The sequence below is a fragment of the Megasphaera sp. DJF_B143 genome (genome assembly GCF_900320625.1).
In the GTDB taxonomy this organism is placed as follows: Bacteria; Bacillota; Negativicutes; order Veillonellales; family Megasphaeraceae; genus Megasphaera; species Megasphaera hexanoica.
The window spans coordinates 1-4984 of the sequence record NZ_ONTA01000196.1; the positions used below are offsets into that span (position 1 = coordinate 1).

General features: G+C 57.4%; 6 protein-coding genes. 1 reads left to right on the forward strand and 5 read right to left on the reverse strand.

Annotated features, from left to right (window positions below; all coding sequences use genetic code 11):
* Positions 1–110: 110 nt before the first annotated feature.
* From DBO31_RS06035 to DBO31_RS06055, 5 genes are all read right to left on the reverse strand, one after another.
* The gene (locus DBO31_RS06035) at positions 111–1322 is read right to left on the reverse strand and encodes a L,D-transpeptidase (protein ID WP_234995415.1); all 1212 of its coding nucleotides are present in this window, start codon (positions 1320–1322) and stop codon (positions 111–113) included.
* 127 nt (positions 1323–1449) lie between these two features.
* Positions 1450–1926: a hypothetical protein gene (locus tag DBO31_RS06040; protein ID WP_113856419.1), complete on the reverse strand. Its 477-nt coding sequence runs from the start codon at positions 1924–1926 to the stop codon at positions 1450–1452.
* 119 nt (positions 1927–2045) lie between these two features.
* On the reverse strand, positions 2046–2252 hold the full coding sequence (locus DBO31_RS06045; RefSeq protein ID WP_072235727.1) for a type II toxin-antitoxin system RelB/DinJ family antitoxin: 207 nt from the start codon (positions 2250–2252) through the stop codon (positions 2046–2048).
* A complete protein-coding gene (locus DBO31_RS06050) occupies positions 2236–3297 on the reverse strand; it encodes a nicotinate-nucleotide--dimethylbenzimidazole phosphoribosyltransferase (protein ID WP_150824693.1) in 1062 nt (353 codons plus the stop codon). The genes DBO31_RS06045 and DBO31_RS06050 overlap by 17 nt, the downstream gene beginning before the upstream one ends.
* The gene (locus DBO31_RS06055) at positions 3294–3737 is read right to left on the reverse strand and encodes an acyl-CoA thioesterase (protein WP_075581638.1); all 444 of its coding nucleotides are present in this window, start codon (positions 3735–3737) and stop codon (positions 3294–3296) included. The genes DBO31_RS06050 and DBO31_RS06055 overlap by 4 nt, the downstream gene beginning before the upstream one ends.
* A gap of 148 nt (positions 3738–3885) precedes the next feature.
* Between DBO31_RS06055 and DBO31_RS06060 the strand changes: the two genes are divergently transcribed.
* Positions 3886–4905 carry a LacI family DNA-binding transcriptional regulator gene (locus DBO31_RS06060; protein WP_059076476.1) on the forward strand — a complete coding sequence of 340 codons (1020 nt, stop codon included), beginning with the start codon at positions 3886–3888 and terminating at the stop codon, positions 4903–4905.
* The last annotated feature ends 79 nt before the right edge of the window (positions 4906–4984 follow it).

Sequence of the window (4984 nt, forward strand, 5' to 3'; positions counted from 1 at the left end):
GCTAGGTGAAACTGCACACCTAACTTTTCAAAGTATATCACAGATATAGATTCGTTGTCAATATCGGCGTCACCATTCATGACAGGCCGCCAGAACCGCCCGGAAGCGGTCTATTTCACCTTTGCCGCACCCTTCTGGCTGCTATCGCCGTAGAGGGTCACCACCGGCCGGGACTGCATCCGGTATACGAGGTCCGCCCCCAGTCCGCCCGTAAGGCCGTAGAGGTTCTGGGCCGTCGCGGCATCGAGATAGACCACGTCGCTGCGGACAATGCCCGTACCCGTGCCGTGGTTCGTCCGCAGTGTCTGGGACGCGCCGCTCCATTCGGCTTCCGTATGGGTCGCCGTCGAGAGGGCGAAGGCCGGCAGCCAGATGACTCCGTCTTTTCCCAGGGCCCGTTTGGGCTGTTTCTTCCCATTGACGTACAAATCATAGGCCTTGGCCACGTAGGTCGGATTGCCGTCGGAAGCGGCGATCTTGCTGGCAATAGCCGCCGGTTCGGCAAAATCCTGGACGCCATAGCCGGCCAGGGCCTTCTTGACATCCTGTACAGACACAGTCTGCCAGCCGTATCCGTCGGGATAAATATAATAGGAAATCGTATGGTCGGCGTCGCGGTCGATGACGATGCGGTCGTAATAAATATCGACAGCCGTGCCGACACTGACCCGGTCATAGAGATCTTCTACATCTTCTTCATGCATGCGCACACAGCCGTTGGAGACATAGCCACCGATGGAATCGGGCCGGTTCGTCCCATGAATGCCATAATTGCCAAAAAGCCCGAGCCAGCGGTAGCCCAGGGGGCAGTCCGGGCCGGAGCCGATGCTCACGCCCGAGTCGGGGTCGGTCCAGGTCGGATTCAGGATTTTTTCACTGACCGAATAATACCCCGTCGGCGTCGGCGTACTGACTTTGCCTACCCCTACGGGATACATACAGATAGGCGTCTTCCCTTCATAGAGCGTCAGGATACGGCTGGCCAGATTGAGCATGATCTTCTTTTCCCGGGACACCTGCAGTCCCTCTGCCGGCACCGTCGATGTAACCGATACGGCCGTCGTGGGGGATGGCGAAGCCGGAGACGCTGCCGTCCCCGTCGTAGGCGTCACGGTCACCACTGCCGCCGGAGCGGCCTTGCCGTCAGCGCGCCCGTCTGATGGCGTCTGTTCCTTCAGGCTCTCTTCGGTACGTTGCGAAAAATGAGTCGGGACGGTCCGCAATGCCGTTTCTCCTGCCGGGGCCGTGTCTGTGCCGGCCGCCCATGCGCTCCCTGCCGACAGGGCCAGCGCACAAAGTGCTGTCATTATGGTCTTACGCAATCTCCATTCCTCTTTTCCTGGCAGCCCGGACAGCCTGACGGGCTGCCCCTGCCCATATTAGTCTTTTGTTTTATTATACCATACGCAAAGCCCTGCCCGGTAGCCGTATACGCGCAATTTCATCTTTTTAATTAACCCGGGCGCTGATGCTGACGATGAAGAAATTCTGCACGTCAAAGGCCAGCTGTTCCCCATCGGTGCCGTCATACACGTAGAGGGATTTATCATTGAAATTGTAAATATGGTCAGCTGTCCCATACTTGTCGGAAAGGACACTGGCTTCCATCCCGACCGTGACCCCATCAGGCGTCGCCAGATTATCCGTCGTGCAGGTGACGGCCACGGCCTGGCTGCCAGCGCCATCAAAGCCGATGATATAGCCGTTATTGTAATTGTACTCCAGATACGTCTGATCGCCGTTGCTGCCCGATTCCTGGCTCGTCGGCGCGCCATATACGCTTTCGACATAGTCCGGTGTACACCCCGGGCCGACGCCGCCGATGGCGATGCGGTCGTTGGAAATCTGGGCCGACGCGACAGAAGATATCATACAGGCCGCTCCCAGGACGAGAGCAAAGGCCCCAAGCTTTACACGATTGAACACACTATCTACTTCCTTTGTTTGCACTGCATTTTTCTGCACACAACACTCCCAGAAGAGGCCGGTCGTCTCTTCCGGCAGCACAAAATATTGTAGCACAGAGACGGGGACCCTGCAACGTCTCAGCGGGCATCCCACTCGGCAAAGCGTTCGTTCATGCGCTTCTTCTTTACCCGGGCCGCTCCATTCTGCGCCCGTCCAAAGGGCAGGCGCCCTTCGGCGATGGTCCGTTTATAAAACAAGGTAACGGCCTCTTCTTCGGAAAGCCCCAGCCGGGAAAAAACGGCCCGGGCGTCCTGCCGCACCTCTTCGTCAATGTGAAGTTCCATGATATGATTCTCCTTTCCCTGCCCTTTCGGCATGGCGTTCTTCGGCATCGGCATTGATGCCGTCGAGGGTCGCCATGTGGTCCACCGCATAGAGCATAGACCGCAGGAGGGTCACGGCCAGGACGGCCCCCGTTCCTTCTCCCAGGGAGAGATCGGCCCACAGCGGCACGTCGTAATCGTCGATGCCGGCGGCGTGCAGAGCTACGGACATACCCGCTTCCCGGCTCATGTGCGACGGCAGGGCAAACCGGGAGACCTGGGGCATGAGCTGCACCGCCGCTGCCAGAGCCGCCGCCGTGATGAACCCGTCGATATAAAAGGGGATCCGCTCCCGGGCGCAGGTACACATGGCCGACGCCAGAGCGGCCAGATCAAATCCCCCCACATAGCGCAGGGCATCGGCGGCACCGGAAATGTGCGGTCCGTAGCGGGCGAGGGCATCGCGGATCAGGTCCCGCTTGTGCAGGAGGAGGCGGAAATTGCCCCGGGATGACCCGTAGCCGACCAGACTGGCCGCGTCGCGGGGCGCGATGGCCATGAGGACGGCTGCCGATGTCGTCGTATTGCCGATGCCCATTTCCCCGAAAGACAGGAAATTATACCCGTCGCGCTTCGCCGCCAGCACCCGTTCCCGGCCGGCCGCAAACGCCTGTCGCAGCTCTTCTTCCGTCATGGCCGGTTCCCTGGAAAAATCCTTCGTCCCCCGGGCGATCTTATAATCCAGCCCGACCGCGTCGGGACTGTCGATGCCGACATCGACGACTTCCCAGGGAATCTGGTTGCAGCGGCAGAAACAGGTGACGGCCGACGTACCTTCCACCATATGGCAGCTCTGCATATAGGTGATTTCCGACAGCTGTGCTACCGCCCCGGAACGGCAGATGCCGTTATCTGCGGCAAAAACGATATGCTTTGGCGCAAACCTGCCGGGGAAACAGCCCCAGGCCAGGAAGGCCTTCTTCGCCTGCTCTTCCAGAAGGCCCAGACTGCCCGGCGGCTTGGCCAGGTTGCGCAGCCGTTCCTCTACTTCATCCCCGAATGTCATCGTCTCGTCATCTCCTTATATGCCAGATACTGCTTCTGCCGGCGGGCCATCTCCGGTGGAAGTTCCGCCAGCGTCACACCGTGGGGTACAGCCCGCCCCGTCGCTTCGTCGATGTGGACGAACGACACGAAACACGACGCCGCCACCGGTCCGTCCGGCAGGAGCGAAAGAGTAATATACACGCCGATGCCGCTCGTCCCGGCATAGACGATGGAACTATCTACGCGGATTGTATCCCCCTTATGGACGGGATGAAGGAAGCGCAGGCCGTCCAGCCCCAGACAGACAATATGGGGCGTACGGAGAAAACTCTGTACCGCCAGGAAGGCGCACTCGATCATATAGGACGTGCCCTGCCCGGCGAAGAGCGTATCGTGGGGATTGAGATCCCGGGAAAGGACCATGTGGGCCGATGAAATATGTGCATCAATACCAGTCATACTATTCCTCCCTTCTTTTCATTTCATTATACCATACGGGAGAACGATATAAAAAACGCACCCGTCCCAGACGAGGCCTGTAAAACATCTTGAAAATTCCCTTCTTTTATGTCAAAATAGAAGGTGGATTAAAAGGGAGGGGCTTGTATTGTCAACCATCAAAGATATTGCTAAGGAAGCCGGCGTTTCTATCGCTACCGTTTCGATCGTACTGAACGGCAAGGGAAAAGAACGAAAGATTTCCAAAGAAACACAATCCCGCATTTACGCCATTGCACAGCAGCTCAATTACGTGCCCAACCAGTCTGCCAAAAAGTTACGGGCCGCCCAGAAAGACAGCTACGCCGTCGCTTTTTACTGGGCCACGGACTTCCGTATCAACTACCTGGCCCGCATCACCCTGGGCATCCAGCAGGAAATCATGAATCTCAAAAAGAACATCCGCCTGACCGTTATTCCCTATAAAGTAGATCACCTGGAAGAACAGATGAAATCGACACAAAACGATTTCTTCAACGGCATCATCATCGCCAACATGTCCAATACGGATATGGAATTTCTCAATACGACCTATGTTCCGCCCTGTCCGGTCGTCTTGTTCAACAGGGAATCGCCGAAATTCAGCAGCGTCACTATGGACAACTATAAAGTCGGCCAGAACGTGGCCCGCCATTTCCTGGCAAAGGGTCTGTTCGACGCAGGCGTCCTGACCCATGACACGACGTTCCCCATCATGCGCCAGTGGATGCAGGGCTTCCTCGACACGTACAAAGAAGAAGGACACCCCATCGGCGAAGACCGGATTTACCTGTGTGAAACGTCGTCGGCCAGCGCCTTTGAAATCTGCAAGCGCCTGGCAGCGGAAGGCACCATGCCCAAAGCCATGTTCTGCGAATCGGACGTACTGGCCCATGGCATGCTCTTTGCCTGCTATGAAACGGGGATTGCCATCCCCCAGGACGTAGAAGTATTTACCATCGGCATCAACATGCCGGAAATCAACGACTACACCGTACCATCCCTGTCGCGCATCGACATCCCCATGGGCGAAATCGGCCAGGAATGCCTGCGCATGACCGTCGATCTCATCGAAAAGAAAGTCCCCAGCCCGACGGTCCTCTTCCTGGAAGGCAAAACGATCATCGGCCAGTCTTCCCCCCTGGGATAAGGGATAGGAAGGGGATAGTTTTCAGTCTGTAGTTTACAGCGGTTAGAAAACCAGAGCGTCCACGCCGGACGCATCAAAA